This is a genomic window from Corynebacterium sp. zg254 (assembly GCF_024701495.1).
GTDB lineage: Bacteria > Actinomycetota > Actinomycetes > Mycobacteriales > Mycobacteriaceae > Corynebacterium > Corynebacterium zhongnanshanii.
The window spans coordinates 774,445-789,103 of the sequence record NZ_WIAR01000001.1 but is presented as its reverse complement, the minus strand read 5'-3'; the positions used below and the strand labels follow the sequence as shown (position 1 = coordinate 789,103).

Here is a 14,659-nt window from a genome sequence, read left to right as displayed (position 1 = left end):
TGTGTGGTCTACTTGTTCGTGTGTGTTCGCAGAAACTCATTGTTGTTGGTGCCGCGGGGCAGGTGGGTCGCGCGGTGTGCCAGCTGGTCCCTGACGCCGTCGCTCTGACCCGCCGGGAGCTGGACCTCACCGGAGACGTGCGCTCCGCGTGTCGTTTATATTCGACGCCAGGCGCCACCCTCCTGAACCTCTCCGCCTTTACCGCGGTGGATGCTGCGGAGGACGCTGCGCGTGCCGAGGAGGTGTGGGCTGTCAATGGGCGCGCGCCGGGGGAGTTGGCGCTGGCGTGCGCGGAGACCGGCATGCGGATGATTCACGTGTCCACCGATTATGTGTTTTCGGGCGACCGTCCGGAGGGGCAGCTCAATGGGGAGGCGGATCCTGTGGGTCCGGTCAATGAGTACGGGCGCAGCAAGCTGGCGGGGGAGCGGGCGGCGCTGGCGGCGGGTGCGACGGTGGTGAGGACGTCGTGGGTGTACACCGGGCCGGAGAACACCGGCGGGGATTTTGTGAAGACCATGGTGGACTTGGCCAGCCGTGGCGTGGATCTTCGGGTGGTGGATGACCAGTGGGGCAGGCCAACGCGCGCGCTAGATCTGGCGCGGGCGTTGGTGGACCTGGCGGAGGCTGGGGTGGGCGATAACCAGCTGCTGCATATCGCGGGCTCAGGCGAGCCGATCACCTGGTTCACGTTCGCCCGGGCGGTGTTCGAGGAGGCCGGGTTCGATCCCGCACGGGTTTCTCCGGTGCCCACGCGGGAGTACCCCACCGCAGCCCAGCGCCCGTTGAATGCGGCGCTCGACACGTCCGCGTACGAAAAGCTGTGCGAATCTGTGAAGCTCACGCCGATGCCTGCGTGGCGCGAGTCTCTCCGGGAGGCGCTGCGGTAGGGTCAGCGCCATGGCACCTATCGCAATCGTTACCGTGACCTATTCCCCGGGGCAGCACCTGTGGGACTTCATTGATTCCGTATCACAGGCCGCTCAGCAGGGTGCCCATGTGGTGATGGTGGATAACGGTTCCACGGATGGCGCGCCGGAGGCGGTGGCGGCGGAGCGCGGGGCGGAGCTGGTGCACTCCGGCGGCAACATTGGCTACGGTGCGGGGATGAATCTGGGGGCGCGGCACTTGAGGGAGTTGCGGGACGCTGGCGGCGTCGATGATGAATTTTTTGTGATCTCTAACCCGGATGTGGTGTTTGACGCGGGCGCGATTGATGAGCTGATCGCGGCGGCGCGGCGCCATCCGCGCGCGGCCGCGGTGGGTCCGCTGATTCGGGAGGCGGATGGGAGCGCGTACCCGTCGGCGCGTGCGGTCCCGGGGCTGGCCAGCGGCGTGGGGCATGCGGTGCTGGGGAAGATCTGGCCCGCCAATCCGTGGACGAAGCGCTACCTGGACGACGAGAGGATGGATCAGGAGCGACCTGCCGGGTGGCTGTCTGGTTCCTGCCTGCTGATGCGCTGGGAGGCGTTCGACGCCATCGGTGGTTTTGACGAACGCTATTTCATGTACATGGAGGACGTGGATTTGGGGGACCGTCTGGGACGCGCGGGCTGGCTGAACATCTTCACGCCGTCGGCGCAGATTAGGCATGCGCAGGGGCATGCGGCCAGTAAGCACCCCGAGATTACGCTGAAGGCGCACCACGACAGCGCCTATCGTTTCCAGGCGGATCGGCTTCCGGGATGGAAGAACGCGCCGCTTCGGGTAGCGCTGAAGGCCGGTTTAAAGGTGAGGGAATTTATAGCGATTAAGGCCGCCCACGGCGTGGGGTAGCACACTACGGCTGGGGAAAGCTCTAGGCTGCAAAGGCGTAACAAGAAAGGGTGAAGACTGGAATGAACGCCGCGAATCTGGCCGCTGAGACTGATGCTGTGATTTTGGTGGGAGGCAAGGGGACCCGCTTGCGCCCGCTGACGAACTCCACTCCGAAGCCGATGTTGCCGGTGGCGGGCGCGCCGTTTTTGGAGCATTTGCTGGCCCGCATCAAGCAGGCTGGGATGACTCACGTGGTGCTGGGCACGTCCTTCAAGGCCGAGGTGTTCGAGGAATACTTTGGCGATGGTTCCCAGCTGGGCCTGGAGATCGAGTACGTGGTGGAGGAAGAGCCGCTGGGCACCGGCGGCGGAATCCGCAACGTGCTGGATCACCTGCGTTTCGACCGGGCGATGGTGTTCAACGGAGATGTTCTGGGTGGCACGGATCTGAACTCGGTGCTGCAGACGCACGTGGAGCAGCAGGCTGATGTGACGCTGCACTTGCTGCGCGTGCGCGACCCCCGGGCCTTCGGCTGTGTTCCAACGGATGCTGAGGGGCGGGTGTCCGCGTTCCTGGAGAAGACGGAGGATCCACCGACGGATCAGATCAACGCCGGTTCCTATGTGTTCCAGAAGTCGGTGATTGAGTCCATCCCGGCGGGCCGGCCGGTATCTGTGGAGCGCGACGTGTTCCCGGATCTGTTGGATCGGGGCGCGCGGGTGTATGGCCACGTGGACCAGTCCTACTGGCGTGACATGGGAACGCCTGCGGACTTCGTGCGCGGTTCCTCGGATCTGGTGCGTGGCATTGCGCCGTCTCCTCTGCTGGACGGGCGCCACGGCGAGGCGCTGATCGACGATTCGGCGGCCGTGTATGGCGGCGCGCTGATCCTGGGTGGCTCGGTGGTGGGCCGTGGCGCGGAGATTGGTGCCGGCACGCGTATTGATACGTCTGTGGTGATGGACGGCGTGGAGATCGAGGCGGGTGCCACGGTGGAGCGCTGCGTGATTGGTGCCGGCGCGCGGATTGGCGCGCGGGCCCACGTGGTGGACTGCGTGATCGGTGAAGGGGCCGTGATTGGTGCGCGCTGTGAGCTGGTCGACGGTGCGCGCGTGTGGCCTGGCGTGGTGCTGCCGGATGGCGGTTTGCGCTTCAGCCCAGATATGTAGGGGACCAAAATAGGGGTATTTAAAAATTTTTTAGAATTTTCCTACATCTTGTGGGATCCGCCTCAATTGTGAGGCGGATCTACTATATGTAGTGGTTGCCCTGAAAACTTTCCCCTTATGTGGTGTCTGCTGTGGAAGCCACCGTCAACGGCTCCTGTGGCTCGCGGTGTTGATGTTACTGATGTGACAGGTGTGGCTAAAGTGATTTGGCTGTCGCTTGACGGGATGTAATTACCTTTGTGTAATCTTGTGCTTACACCTCACCGCCCACCGCGAGTACAAAGATAGGAGCGCACTGTGGACAAGTCCCTGGAGACCACCTTTAGTGGCCCTATTTCCGAGGGTTCGGCGGCGATCGAGCGCCCACGGAACCTGTTCGAGATGACGGAGAACTTCGATCTCCTCTTTGATGCTGTAGAACAGGACTGGCAAGAACAAGCCCTGTGCGCCCAGACGGACCCAGAGGCATTCTTCCCGGAAAAGGGTGGCTCCACACGCGAAGCTAAGCGCATCTGCCAGGCCTGCGGCGTGCGTGACGAATGCCTGGAATACGCACTCGCCAACGACGAGCGCTTTGGAATTTGGGGCGGACTCTCCGAGCGCGAACGCCGCCGCCTCAAGAAGAAGATGGCCTAATACTTAGACATCCCACGTGAACCGGGGATCAATCGCCTCCGGCACCGTGTTTAAATACACCGCCACCAGGCGCACAATGATGTGGCGCAACATCTGCTCCAGCTCCTGAGGAGAGCTGGTCCGAAGTTCCACTGGGCGTCGGAAAACAATAATACGAGGACGCGTGGGACGGCCCTGGCGGTCAACCCCCGCAGGCACCAAACGGCCCAGTGGCACAGCCCCATCGGCCACAACATCCTCAGGCCACGTGGACGCCCCATGGCTCAAGCGCATCCGCGGCACAATATCCACCGCAATATCCAGCGCCCCCAGCTCGGAGCGGAAGTGCTCGAGGTAAGGCTCGTAGGCGTCGATCACGGCATTATCGAAACGCTGCGAACGCGTTTTATACCGAGGAAGATCCGGTAACAGCACGCCACGGAGCCCCCGTCCGCGGGGATCATTGCGGGAACGCGAGATGTGTTGTGCCATGCCTAGGATGATAAGCCCGCTGTGACCCCAAGGCGCTACAATGACACCCGTGACTTTGATACGACAATGCTCCAGGCCCGGCTGCTGCACACCGGCTATTGCAACCCTGGAGTTCAACTACGCCTCCCAGATGGCGATCATCGGCCCACTGATCGCCGTGCCTAACCCACACCGCTGGGACCTCTGCGAGGAGCACGCGCGCCGCACCACGGCGCCGCATGGGTGGCAGCTCAGTATCACCAACCCCTACCTCCTCGGCGAGACTGGCACCGAAGCCCCCGACATCGACGACGATGAACTGAGCGCCATGGCCGAGGCTGTCCGTCACGCCCACGAACACGAAGCCGCCGATAGTATTAGGCTTAAAGAGCTGGAAGAAGAACACCGAGCGTCCCGTGTTCAACGTCGGGACGACCATCCCGTGCCCACGGGACTCCACCCGGCACGACGAAATCTGCCGCGACCAACCCCACGTCGCCATCTGCGCGCAGTGCGTAACGACTAGTCAGCAGGAAGGCAATCGCAATGACTACCTACAAGCAGCAAGACCTGGACGCCATGATTAAGGCCTACGATGTGCGCGGCGTGGTGGGCGAAGGCCCCGGCCAGATCGGCACGGAGTTCACCCGAGCCGTCGGCGCGTCCTTCGGCCGCCTCATGCGCGAAGAAGGAGCGGACACGGTAGTCATCGGCCACGACATGCGCGACAGCTCCCCAGGGCTGTCCGCCGCGTTCGCTGAAGGTGTGAACTCCCAGGGGGTGGACACCATCACGCTGGGACTCACCTCGACCGACGAGCTGTACTACGCCTCCGGCGTGAAGAACTGCCCGGGCGCGATGTTCACCGCCTCTCACAACCCCGCGAAGTACAACGGCATCAAGCTGTGCCGCGCCGGCGCCCGGCCCGTCGGTCAGGATTCCGGCCTGAACACCATCAAGGCCGACCTTCAGGATGGCATCGAGGACTACCAGGGTGAGTCTGGACGCAACTCCGAGGAAGACGTCTTGCAGGGCTACGCGGACTACCTCACGGACCTGGTGCCGCTGGACATCCGCCCGCTGAAGGTTGCCGTAGATGCGGGCAACGGCATGGGTGGTCTGACGGTTCCCGCTGTGTTTGAGGGACAGCCCCTGGACCTGCATAGCCTCTACTTCGAGCTGGATGGAAACTTCCCCAACCACGAGGCCAACCCGCTGGATCCGAAGAACCTGGTGGACCTGCAGAAGTTCACCGTGGAGGTCGGCGCGGACCTGGGCATCGCCTTCGACGGCGACGCCGACCGCTGCTTCATCGTGGACGAGAAGGGCGAGGCAGTCTCCCCATCCACCGTTTGCGCCATCATCGCCGAACGCTACCTGAAGAACAACCCCGGCGCCACGATCATCCACAACCTCATCACCTCGAAGTCCGTGCCGGAGCTGGTCACGAAGATGGGTGGACAGCCCGTCCGCACCCGCGTGGGCCACTCCTTCATCAAGGCCACCATGGCTGAGACCAATGCCATCTTCGGCGGTGAGCACTCCGCCCACTATTACTTCTCCGACTTCTTCAACGCGGACTCCGGCATGATCGCAGCCCTGCACCTGCTGGCCACCCTCGGCGGCCAGGACAAGCCGCTGAGCGAGCTGAAGAAGGCCTACGAGCTCTACCAGGCCTCCGGCGAAATCAACTCCGAGGTCAGCGACCAGGTAGGCCGCACCGAGGCCGTGGTGGAGGCCTTCGCCGACCGCACTGAGTCCGTGGACCGCCTGGACGGCGTGACCATTGAGCTCAAGGACGGCTCCTGGATGAACGTCCGCGCCTCCAACACGGAGCCGCTGTTGCGCCTGAACATCGAAGCCCCCACCCAGGCCGAAGTGGACGCCCTGGTGGACGAAGCGCTGGCAATTATTCGCGCCTAGGCCCGGACCCGCGTAGTTTGGAACAAATGAACTGTCCACTTGAAGGAGTCATCCGCACGTACGCCTGGGGCTCGCACACGGCCCTGGCGGAACTGATGGGCCGCCCTGCACCCACGGAGCAGCCCGAGGCGGAACTGTGGCTGGGCGCCCACCCCGCGGCGCCGTCGCGCGTGGGGGACACCGACCTCCAGCAGCTCATCGCCGCCGACCCCCAGGGACAGCTAGGGCCGGGCCGCGAGCAGCTGCCGTTCCTGCTGAAACTGCTTGCCGCCGAGCGTGCCCTGTCGATCCAGGTGCACCCCACCAAAGCGCAAGCCCAGGAAGGCTTCGCGCGCGAGAACCAGCAGGGTATCCCCCTGGACGCCTACGAGCGCAACTATAAGGACGATAACCACAAGCCGGAACTCCTCGTCGCGCTCACCCCCTTCGAGGCGCTCGCCGGCTTCCGGCCCGTGGACCGCACTCGGGAGCTGATCCAGGCGCTGGAGTACCCAGAGCTGGATTCTTGTCTTGAGATGCTGGGGGAGGGCGAGCCGGCGTCGAATATTCGGGCGGTGCTCACCACCTGGATGACCATGCCCACAGACCAGCTTGACCCGCTGCTGGACGGGCTCGTGGCGGCGCTGGAGCGCGTCGATCGCGCGACGACCACGCCCTGGATCGCGGAGGTTGTGGGCGTGCTGCGTGTCCTCGCCGAGCAATACCCCGGCGACCGCGGCCTGCTGTGCGCCCTCCTACTGAATTACGTGGTGCTGCAGCCCGGCGAGGCGCTGTTCCTGGACGCCGGGCAGCTACATGCGTACGTGCAGGGCACGGGCGTGGAGATCATGGCGAACTCCGATAACGTGCTGCGAGGCGGGCTGACCAGCAAACATATTGACGTGGAGGAGCTGCTGCGGATTGTCCGTTGCGATCCGGTGGATGATCCCCGAATCCTTCCGACGCCCAGCGGGCTCTACCCCACCCCTGCTGACGAGTTTCAACTGCGCCATGTGAACGGCGAGCCGGTGCAGGTTTCAGGGCCGGCGATTGTCCTTGCGGCGGCGGAGTCTGTGTGTGTGGATGGCGAGGAGCTCGCGAGCGGCCAGGCACTGTGGGTTCCCGCGCGCAGCGCGGCTGAGTGCGGGCCGGGGGCGTTCGTGGCCCAGGTGCCTTAAGGCTGGAGGCTACTCCTCCGCGGAGTCATCCTCCGCGGTGCTGCGCTGAGAGCTCTGGTTGCCTGAAGGGTCACGCGGTGCAGGCTGGAAAAGGGGGAGGTCTGACGGGAACTGGAAATCATCCTTGAGATGGTGCATGCCATCCTTTTGCTGCTTCGGGATGCCGTTGAGGTAGTCTCCCAGCCAGTCGGGGACCTTGCCTCCAGCAGGAGTCTCCTTCTCTGCAGGCTCTTGCGCCTGCTGGGACGTCTGGGACGGCTCCATGGTCTGCTGCTCCGGCTCCTTGCCAGCCTCAGCTAGCCAGCGGGAGGTGGGCTGGACATTCGTGAGGCCGTAGTAGTTCGTGTCATTGTTGGAGGACGTCAGCGCATGCGGCGGCATGTACGGGTCATTGGTCGCAGTTGCCTGCGGAGGGACGACGTGCTGTGCCTGCTCGGGAGTGCTGTCCGCTTCGGTGGTGGGGGAGTGCGAGGTGCTGGACGGAGTGCTGGATCGGGTGCTGCTCTCCTGTGCAGTGCTGTGAGTCTGTGTGGTGACAGTCTGATTCGAGCGGTTCTCCACGGAATCGGCGGAGCGGATGGTCCACATGGACACGATCACAGCCAGGGCAATGCCCACGATGGCGAAGCCCGCGATGAAGCGACCGCCGACGTAGGTGTGGCGATCGTTGCGGCTCTGAGAAGTGTCAGTGTCCATGCGTGAAAAACTCCAGACGTAACGTCAAAGATGTTCGTCGACAGTGCTCGGGGCTAGGCCGTTGGCGAAGGGTGACTCCTAGGTCACAGTTGCAGTCAAATATAGCATGGTCACGAAACGGTTACTACTGTTGACACTATGAGCACATGGGACCACATCATTTTCGAAGACGAAGCCGTGCAGGAGTTCTTTGAGGACTTGGACGAGCTGGATTACACAGACCTCAGCATGGCCCTCAAGGACGCCATCGTGGACGCCACGAAGAACGCCGAACCAGGCCAACAGGATTACACCGTGGGGCTGGGGGCTTCTTCCCTGGTGGCGATCTGGAGCGGGGCGCCCTACGCCGTGGCGGACATCGCCGACCGCTTCCCCTTCGTGCGTGGCCACATCGGCCACGCCTCCCAGGAACTCGTGGACGCCGCCCTGGAGCTGCTCGATGGTGAACTGGAGCGCCTGGGTGAGGACGTCCCGGAAGGGCTGGAGACCTACGTCGAAGCACTGAGCTAATACGCTCAACACAGTGAGTGTGTGGGCTCACTGTTACACTGGCAGTCGGTTTTAGTATCCCTTACATATCCCTTCGACATCAGGAGCTTCCGTCCCCCATGGCACACCTCACCTCCGACCGCATCGGCGATCTGGAATTCAAAGTTCGCGACCTCTCTCTTGCGGAATCTGGGCGCCACCAGATTCGCCTCGCAGAATACGAGATGCCGGGGTTGATGGAGCTGCGTCGGGAATACGCAGACGAGCAGCCGCTGAAGGGGGCGCGCATCGCCGGCTCCATCCACATGACGGTGCAGACCGCTGTGCTCATTGAAACCCTGACCGCGCTGGGCGCAGAGGTGCGCTGGGCGTCCTGCAACATCTTCTCCACCCAGGACGAGGCTGCTGCCGCGATCGTGGTGGGCCAGGGCACCCCTGAAGCCCCCGCGGGCGTACCCGTCTTCGCGTGGAAGGGTGAGAGCCTGGACGAATACTGGTGGTGCCTGCGCCAGATCTTCACCTGGGAGGACGGCCACGATGCCAACATGATCCTGGACGACGGCGGCGACGCCACCATGGCCGTCATCAAGGGATCCGAGTTCGAGGCCGCCGGTCTTGTGCCAGAGCCGACCGCTGAGGACTCCGACGAATACACCGCCTTCCTCGGCATGCTCTCCACGGCCTACCAGGAGGACAAGGACCTCTGGACCCGCGCCAGCACCTCCGTGAAGGGCGTGACCGAAGAGACCACCACCGGCGTGCACCGCCTGTACCACTTCGCCGACCAGGGCGTGCTCCCATTTCCTGCCATCAACGTGAACGACGCCGTGACGAAGTCCAAGTTCGACAACCGCTACGGAACTCGCCACTCCCTGGTCGACGGCATCAACCGCGCCACCGACATGCTCATCGGCGGCAAGACCGTCCTGCTGTGCGGATACGGCGATGTGGGCAAGGGCTGTGCCGAAGCGCTGGCAGGTCAGGGCGCGATCATCAAGGTCACCGAAGTGGATCCCATCAATGCCCTGCAGGCCCTCATGGACGGCTTTGAGGTTGTGACCGTGGAGGATGCCATCAGCTCCGCGGACATCGTCATCACCGCAACCGGAAACCTGGGCATCATCACCTTCGAGCACATGCAGCAGATGAAGAACCACGCCGTGCTGGGCAACATCGGCCACTTCGACAACGAAATCGACATGGCCAGCCTGCTGCACCGCGAGGACGTGTCCCGGGTCAACATCAAGCCGCAGGTGGATGAGTTCACCTTCCCCGGCGCTGACGGCGAACCACTGTCCATCGTGGTCCTGTCCGAAGGCCGCCTGCTGAACCTGGGCAACGCCACCGGCCACCCCTCCTTCGTGATGTCCAACTCCTTCGCCGATCAGACGATCGCGCAGATCGAGTTGTTCACCAAGTCCGAGAACTACAACAACGAGGTCTACCGCCTGCCGAAGATCCTGGACGAGAAGGTCGCCCGCATCCACGTGGAGGCCCTGGGAGGCACCCTCACGAAGCTCAGCAAGGAACAGGCCGAATACATCGGTGTGGACGTGGAGGGCCCCTTCAAGCCGGAGCACTACCGCTACTAGTCCTATGATTATTTCCTTTGAAGGCGTAGATGGCGCAGGCAAAAACACGCTCGTCACGGCAGTAGAAGCGGAGCTGATCCGCCGCGAGCTGCCCGTGGCGCGCCTGGCGTTTCCCCGCTACGAACACTCCGTCCACGCCCACCTGGCGCAGCAGGGGCTGTACCAGAAGATGGGTGACCTCACGGACTCCATCTACGGCATGGCCACCCTCTTCGCGCTGGATCGCCACGAGGTCGCAGACGAGCTCAGCGATTTGGATGCGGATGGGTATGTGATTCTGTTGGACCGGTATGCGGCGTCGAATGCAGCATATTCGGCGGCGAGAATCACCCAGCGGGAGGGGACACGGCCCGGCGACATGGCCTCGCACAGCATCGTGGAGTGGGTGGACAACCTCGAGTTCGCCACCCTGGGCGTGCCCGTGCCCGATCTGCAGATTCTGGTGGACGTCAGCGCGCAGTTGGCGCACAGCCGGGTGGCATCTCGGGAAGCTGACGACGAAGACCGCGTGCAGGACGCCTACGAGGCCGATCGCGACCTCCAAGAGCGCACCGTGCAGGCCTACCGAGACCTCGCCGCAGCCCACTGGCGCAGCCCATGGACGGTAGTGGACTTTTCCGGGGCCGACGTGACAAGCTGTGCTGAAGACATCGCAGACTCCATCCAAACACTTGTGCAAGAGGACAACTAAGCCATGGCAGCAACAATCCTAGTAGTGGACGATGACCCAGCAATCGCCGAAATGCTGACCATCGTTTTGCAAGGCGAGGGCTTCAACACGATCGTCGTGGGGGACGGCAACGACGCCGTGGAGGCGGCGCGCAACCACCAACCCGACCTAGTGCTGCTGGACGTCATGCTGCCCGGCATGAACGGCATCGACGCGTGCAAGGCAATCCGTGAAGACTCCACCGTCCCCATCGTGATGCTCACCGCCCGCACGGACACGGTGGACGTGGTGCTGGGCCTGGAGTCCGGTGCAGACGACTACATCCACAAGCCCTTCAAGCCCAAGGAGCTGGTCGCCCGCGTGCGCGCCCGCCTGCGCCGCACCCCCGAGGAGCGCCCCGAGTCCCTGGAGATCGCCGACCTATCCATCGACGTTCCGGGGCACCAGGTGCTCCGAGACGGCGAAGAAATCTCCCTGACCCCCATCGAGTTCGAGCTGCTGGTGACCCTGGCCTCCAAGCCACGGCAGGTGTTCTCCCGCGAGCAGCTGCTGGAACTGGTGTGGGGCTACCGCAAGGCCAGCGATACCCGTCTGGTGAACGTGCACATCCAGCGCCTGCGTTCCAAGATTGAGGTGGACCCCGACGATCCGTGCATCATCCAAACCGTTCGCGGTATCGGATATAAGACCGGGGAGTAGTTCCTCAGTCATGTCCAGCCCCAATGACGTGACACCGGCCCCATCGCAGGAGGGCTCGTGGTGGGACCACACCAAGTTTTTCTTCAGTAATCCACCCGGAGCAACGCGCTCGGGGTGGAAAACCTTGCGCTATCGGTGGCGAACCTCTGTCCAGGTGCGCGTGGTGTGGAGCGTGTTCATCGCGTCCTTTGTGGTGATCTCCATCCTGGGCATCGTGCTGACGAGCTTTTTGGGCCAACAGCTGCTGAACGCCGAGCACGACTCCGCGGTTGAGGAAATGGATCGCGCCCGCGTTAAGGTGCAGGAGCAGATCGCGGCAACGAACCCCACGAACCCGGTGGCCATCAGGCTGACCAGCGCCCGGGCGGTGTTGGTGGATCGCAACCCCGCCGCGGAAAAGCGCACCACGGCGGTGTTCGAGCCGGTGTTGATCTCCTCGGACGTGAACAACGAAGAGACCGTGGTTCCCGATACGGCGACGATCCCGGAGGAGCTGCGGGACTTCGTACGTCAGGGCCAGGTGGCCACGCAACATGTGACCATGCCTGTGGGAGGTAATCCTCGGGCGAAGGCTCTGATTATCGGGTCACCGGTGGCGTCGGATATCGCCAATGTGGAGCTGTACCTGATCTTCCCCCTGGATGCGGAGGAGTCCACGTTGAGCCTCATGCGCGGCCTGCTGATGTCCGGCGGGATCGTGCTCATCGTGCTGCTGGTGGTCATCGTGTGGATGTTCTCCCAACAGGTCACGGTGCCCATCCGCCGGGCCGCGCTTGTGGCCGAGCGTTTCGCAGACGGGAACCTGCGGGAGCGCATGGTGGTCAACGGCCAGGACGAGGTGGCCCGCCTGGGCTCCAGCTTTAACCAAATGGCGGAGAAGCTCTCCACACAGATTAGGGAGCTGAGGGAGTTCGGCTCGGTGCAGCAGCGGTTTACGTCGGACGTCTCCCATGAGCTGCGCACCCCGCTGACGACGGTGCGCATGGCCGCGGATCTGATTCAGGACAATGCGGACAACCTGGACCCGATGACCGCCCGGGCGTCCGCGTTGATGAGCAAGGAGCTCGACCGCTTTGAATCCCTGCTGGGGGACCTGCTGGAGATTTCGAGGCACGACGCCGGCGTGGCGAACCTATCCAACGAGCTGGTGGATGTGCGCGGCATCATCCGCTCGGCGCATCAGCAAGTGCACGCCATCGCAGAGGAGACGGGCGCGGAGGTGCGCCTGAACCTACCCGACTCGGCCGTGATGATGGAGGTGGATTCCCGACGCGTTGAGCGCATCGTGCGTAACCTGATGGCCAATGCCGTGGACCATTCCGAGTCCCGGCCCGTGGATGTCACCCTGGCCGTGGGGGAGTCCTCCATGGCGCTGACCGTGGTGGATCACGGTGTGGGGCTGAAGCCTGGCGAGGAGAACTTGGTGTTCAATCGTTTCTGGCGGTCGGATCCGTCCCGCGAGCGGCGGACCGGCGGTACCGGCCTGGGGCTGGCGATTGCGAAGGAGGATGCCGAGCTGCATGGTGGTCGCCTGGAAGCGATCGGCGAGCCTGGAGTGGGCGCGTGTTTCCGCCTGACCTTGCCGCGCAACAGTGGGGATGTTGTGGTGTCCTCGCCGTTGCCGTTGGCTGTGGATCGGACTCTAGACAACGGAGGTAGCGATGACGAGCAGTAAAACCGTGCGGTGCGTCACTGCCGCCGTGGCGGCGTCCAGCCTGTGGATGGCGGTGGGCTGCACATCCATTCCGGAGTCCACGAAGCCGGAGGCCATCAGCTCCTACGCGCCCACGCCCGATGTGGAGAACGTGCCCGTGCCCGTCGACGATCGCCCGTCTGACCTGCTGTTGCGCGACTTCATGAGCGCCAGCGCCCACCCCACGGGGCACCACAAGGCCGCCAGGGCGTTCCTGACCCCTTCTGCTGCCGACGCCTGGCGTGACGCGATCCCCATCATGATCTTGGAACGCACCGATATCACGTCCGTGGGTGCCTCGGATGGTGGCTCGATCACGTACCGGGTGCGAGGCAACATGGTGGGGCAACTAGGCGTTAATGGTGCGTTTCGGCCGGAGCTGTCCGATTTCGAGGCCGAATACCGGATGACGAAGGTGGATGGACAGTGGCGGATTTCGGACCTGCCCGATGTGGTGGTGATGGAGCGCAGTGATTTCGTGACGCACTACACCCAGCGGAAGCTGTACTTCATGGAGCAGGCGGGTAACGCTCTCGTGTCCGATCCGCGCTGGGTGTACAACGGCGTGGCCTCCGTGCCCAATACGCTGATGTTCCTGTTGACGTTGGGGCCGTCGAGTGAGTTGTCCCGTGGGGTGCGCTCGCTCATTCCGAGCGGCGTGACCGCGCGCGTGACGGAGGAGGAGCATCGCGGGTACTCCGTGGATCTTCTGGGCATGAGTGACCTGAATGCCGAGAGCTGGGAGATGCTGGCGGCACAGGTGGTGTGGACCCTGGCTAGCTCGGATCTGCGCGGTCCGTACAAGATCCTGGCCGAGGGGACCAACCCCGTGAGCCAGCGCGAGGATGGCTGGCAAGTTCAGCATGTGTCCCAGTTTGATCCGAACATTGAGGTGGCAGAGCCACTGCGCATGGTGGCTCATGGTGCCGTGTACCGCCAGGAAAATGGTGCCTCCACAGCGGAGGGCGGCTGGCTGTCCGACCACTGGGTGGACTCCCTGGCGGTGAGCGGGCAGCGGTCGATGTTCGCTGCCGTGACCGGGGAGGGCGACGCCCAGCGTTCCCTCATGCTCGGCGAGGCCAATGGGGTTCCGCAGACGCTGCTGAAGGCCGATTCCATCACGCGTCCGTCGTGGACCCCGCTGACGGGGGACTTGTACGCCGTGTCCGACGGGGACACGATCCACCACTTCACTCAGGATTCGGCGTCGGGTGCGATGCAGCATCACAAGATTGATGCGTCGAGCTTGGAGGATCTGCACATGGAGGATCCCAAGATCAGCGTGTTCCGGGTGTCCCGCTCGGGCGCGCGGGCGTTGATGGTGATTAACGGACGTGTGTTTGTCTCTGTGCTGGAAACGGGGGACAGCAACCGCAATACTGTGCTGGGCAAGCCGCTGGAGATTGGCTATCAGCTGGGCGATACCGCCGTAAGCGCGGACTGGCGAGCCGACGGCAGCATCATCGTGGGCACCCGCGCCAACGACGCGCCACTGTGGCAGCTCAGCGTGGACGGCTCGGAGTACGTGCAGTTGCCGAGCCGCAACCTGAACGCCCCGGTGGTGGCCGTGGCGGCGGAGGGCAATACGCTCTACGCCACGGATTCGCGCGCGTTGATGCAATACAATTCCGTCTACGAGGACCAACGCTTCTGGCGCGAGGTGCCGTCGGTGCAGGGCTTGCGCTCGGTGCCGGTGCTGCCGTACTAACGGAGAAAATAGAAACGGG

General features: G+C 63.7%; 15 protein-coding genes. 13 read left to right on the top strand and 2 right to left on the bottom strand.

The features are described from left to right. The first annotated feature begins 20 nt into the window (after positions 1–20). The 4 genes from rfbD to GC425_RS03580 all read left to right on the top strand — a co-directional run bounded on the left by rfbD (position 21) and on the right by GC425_RS03580 (position 3,563). A complete protein-coding gene (gene rfbD, locus GC425_RS03595) occupies positions 21–890 on the top strand; it encodes a dTDP-4-dehydrorhamnose reductase (protein ID WP_231699670.1) in 870 nt (289 codons plus the stop codon). 10 nt (positions 891–900) lie between these two features. Beyond that, on the top strand, positions 901–1,776 hold the full coding sequence (locus tag GC425_RS03590) for a glycosyltransferase family 2 protein (protein ID WP_151843800.1): 876 nt from the start codon (positions 901–903) through the stop codon (positions 1,774–1,776). Between the two features lie 62 nt (positions 1,777–1,838). After that, entirely contained in the window at positions 1,839–2,927 is a 1,089-nt protein-coding gene (locus GC425_RS03585; protein ID WP_151842048.1) for a sugar phosphate nucleotidyltransferase, read from the top strand. Positions 2,928–3,224: 297 nt separating this feature from the next. Continuing rightward, complete coding sequence (locus GC425_RS03580) at positions 3,225–3,563, top strand: WhiB family transcriptional regulator (protein ID WP_151842047.1); 339 nt, start codon at positions 3,225–3,227, stop codon at positions 3,561–3,563. A gap of 3 nt (positions 3,564–3,566) precedes the next feature. On the opposite strand, the gene GC425_RS03575 is transcribed toward GC425_RS03580, so the two are convergent. After that, positions 3,567–4,034 (bottom strand): metallopeptidase family protein, encoded by a 468-nt coding sequence (locus tag GC425_RS03575; protein WP_151843801.1) that lies wholly within the window; start codon positions 4,032–4,034, stop codon positions 3,567–3,569. A 40-nt stretch (positions 4,035–4,074) separates the two neighbouring features. Here GC425_RS03575 and GC425_RS03570 point away from each other — a divergent pair, with 40 nt between their 5' ends. Genes GC425_RS03570 through manA form a run of 3 tightly spaced genes read left to right on the top strand, consistent with a single transcriptional unit; the run spans position 4,075 to position 7,093 of the window. Then, a complete protein-coding gene (locus tag GC425_RS03570; RefSeq protein WP_151843802.1) occupies positions 4,075–4,539 on the top strand; it encodes a DUF3499 domain-containing protein in 465 nt (154 codons plus the stop codon). 20 nt (positions 4,540–4,559) lie between these two features. Beyond that, positions 4,560–5,936, top strand: coding sequence for a phosphomannomutase/phosphoglucomutase (locus GC425_RS03565; protein ID WP_151843803.1), 1,377 nt, complete (start codon positions 4,560–4,562; stop codon positions 5,934–5,936). A 26-nt stretch (positions 5,937–5,962) separates the two neighbouring features. Next, a complete protein-coding gene (manA, locus tag GC425_RS03560; RefSeq protein ID WP_151843804.1) occupies positions 5,963–7,093 on the top strand; it encodes a mannose-6-phosphate isomerase, class I in 1,131 nt (376 codons plus the stop codon). A 9-nt stretch (positions 7,094–7,102) separates the two neighbouring features. Here manA and GC425_RS03555 read toward each other — a convergent pair whose 3' ends face one another. Further along, positions 7,103–7,789: a hypothetical protein gene (locus tag GC425_RS03555; protein WP_151842042.1), complete on the bottom strand. Its 687-nt coding sequence runs from the start codon at positions 7,787–7,789 to the stop codon at positions 7,103–7,105. Positions 7,790–7,927: 138 nt separating this feature from the next. Here GC425_RS03555 and GC425_RS03550 point away from each other — a divergent pair, with 138 nt between their 5' ends. From GC425_RS03550 to GC425_RS03525, 6 genes are all read left to right on the top strand, one after another. Beyond that, positions 7,928–8,299, top strand: a complete 372-nt coding sequence (locus GC425_RS03550) for a DUF4259 domain-containing protein (protein ID WP_151843805.1) — start codon at positions 7,928–7,930, stop codon at positions 8,297–8,299. A 98-nt stretch (positions 8,300–8,397) separates the two neighbouring features. Continuing rightward, positions 8,398–9,870, top strand: a complete 1,473-nt coding sequence (gene ahcY, locus GC425_RS03545; RefSeq protein ID WP_151843806.1) for an adenosylhomocysteinase — start codon at positions 8,398–8,400, stop codon at positions 9,868–9,870. Between the two features lie 4 nt (positions 9,871–9,874). After that, entirely contained in the window at positions 9,875–10,561 is a 687-nt protein-coding gene (locus GC425_RS03540; protein WP_151843807.1) for a dTMP kinase, read from the top strand. Positions 10,562–10,564: 3 nt separating this feature from the next. After that, positions 10,565–11,239: an MtrAB system response regulator MtrA gene (mtrA, locus tag GC425_RS03535; protein WP_151842038.1), complete on the top strand. Its 675-nt coding sequence runs from the start codon at positions 10,565–10,567 to the stop codon at positions 11,237–11,239. Positions 11,240–11,249: 10 nt separating this feature from the next. Then, positions 11,250–12,914, top strand: a complete 1,665-nt coding sequence (mtrB, locus tag GC425_RS03530) for an MtrAB system histidine kinase MtrB (RefSeq protein ID WP_151842037.1) — start codon at positions 11,250–11,252, stop codon at positions 12,912–12,914. Next, the gene (locus GC425_RS03525; RefSeq protein WP_151843808.1) at positions 12,901–14,640 is read left to right on the top strand and encodes an LpqB family beta-propeller domain-containing protein; all 1,740 of its coding nucleotides are present in this window, start codon (positions 12,901–12,903) and stop codon (positions 14,638–14,640) included. Before mtrB ends, GC425_RS03525 begins: the two co-directional genes overlap by 14 nt. Positions 14,641–14,659: the final 19 nt, after the last annotated feature.

What these genes read in the sequence shown, in the direction of transcription:
- GC425_RS03590 (WP_151843800.1), top strand. Translation starts at nt 901, where the DNA reads ATGGCACCTATCGCAATCGTTACCGTGACCTATTCCCCGGGGCAGCAC.
- GC425_RS03585 (WP_151842048.1), top strand. Translation starts at nt 1,839, where the DNA reads ATGAACGCCGCGAATCTGGCCGCTGAGACTGATGCTGTGATTTTGGTG.
- GC425_RS03575 (WP_151843801.1), bottom strand. Translation starts at nt 4,034, where the DNA reads ATGGCACAACACATCTCGCGTTCCCGCAATGATCCCCGCGGACGGGGG.
- GC425_RS03570 (WP_151843802.1), top strand. Translation starts at nt 4,075, where the DNA reads ATGACACCCGTGACTTTGATACGACAATGCTCCAGGCCCGGCTGCTGC.
- GC425_RS03565 (WP_151843803.1), top strand. Translation starts at nt 4,560, where the DNA reads ATGACTACCTACAAGCAGCAAGACCTGGACGCCATGATTAAGGCCTAC.
- manA (WP_151843804.1), top strand. Translation starts at nt 5,963, where the DNA reads ATGAACTGTCCACTTGAAGGAGTCATCCGCACGTACGCCTGGGGCTCG.
- GC425_RS03555 (WP_151842042.1), bottom strand. Translation starts at nt 7,789, where the DNA reads ATGGACACTGACACTTCTCAGAGCCGCAACGATCGCCACACCTACGTC.
- GC425_RS03550 (WP_151843805.1), top strand. Translation starts at nt 7,928, where the DNA reads ATGAGCACATGGGACCACATCATTTTCGAAGACGAAGCCGTGCAGGAG.
- ahcY (WP_151843806.1), top strand. Translation starts at nt 8,398, where the DNA reads ATGGCACACCTCACCTCCGACCGCATCGGCGATCTGGAATTCAAAGTT.
- GC425_RS03540 (WP_151843807.1), top strand. Translation starts at nt 9,875, where the DNA reads ATGATTATTTCCTTTGAAGGCGTAGATGGCGCAGGCAAAAACACGCTC.
- mtrA (WP_151842038.1), top strand. Translation starts at nt 10,565, where the DNA reads ATGGCAGCAACAATCCTAGTAGTGGACGATGACCCAGCAATCGCCGAA.
- mtrB (WP_151842037.1), top strand. Translation starts at nt 11,250, where the DNA reads ATGTCCAGCCCCAATGACGTGACACCGGCCCCATCGCAGGAGGGCTCG.
- GC425_RS03525 (WP_151843808.1), top strand. Translation starts at nt 12,901, where the DNA reads ATGACGAGCAGTAAAACCGTGCGGTGCGTCACTGCCGCCGTGGCGGCG.